This is a genomic window from Aureimonas sp. D3 (assembly GCF_001463805.1).
Classification (GTDB): domain Bacteria; phylum Pseudomonadota; class Alphaproteobacteria; order Rhizobiales; family Rhizobiaceae; genus Aureimonas; species Aureimonas ureilytica_A.
Map to the genome: position 1 here is coordinate 1 of NZ_BBWM01000111.1, position 417 is coordinate 417.

Genomic DNA, 417 nt, shown 5'->3' on the forward strand with positions numbered 1-417 from the left:
TTTGGCCGCCTTCGTCGTGCGGGTTTGCGAGAGATAGAAGTCGAGCGTTTCACCACCGTCGCCGATCGCCCGGTAGAGATACATCCACTCGCCCCGGACCTTCACGTAGGTCTCGTCGACGTACCAGGTCTTGGTCTGAAGGGGTTTGCACCACTGGACGCGGCGGTCCAGCTCGGGCGCGTAGTGCTGGACCCATCGATAGATCGTCGTGTGATCCACCGATAGATGGCGTTCGGCCATCATCTCCTCGAGGTCGCGGTAGCTCAGCGCATACCGGCAGTACCAGCGCATACACAACAGGATAATGTCGGGAGCGAAGTGCCGGCCCTTGAACGCCAAACTCATGCCCTACGCCCTCGGATTAAGCCGCCTTCAACTCCGAGGCTCGCACCGCAGTTCGCTATTCGCAACAGAGCC

Annotated in this window: 1 protein-coding gene; it reads right to left on the reverse strand. The window is 60.4% G+C overall.

The window, feature by feature from the left end; genetic code table 11:
* On the reverse strand, positions 1 to 345 hold a 345-nt coding region (locus tag AUL36_RS23035; RefSeq protein WP_156418559.1), incomplete at its 3' end, for an IS6 family transposase.
* Between the last annotated feature and the right edge of the window lie 72 nt (positions 346 to 417).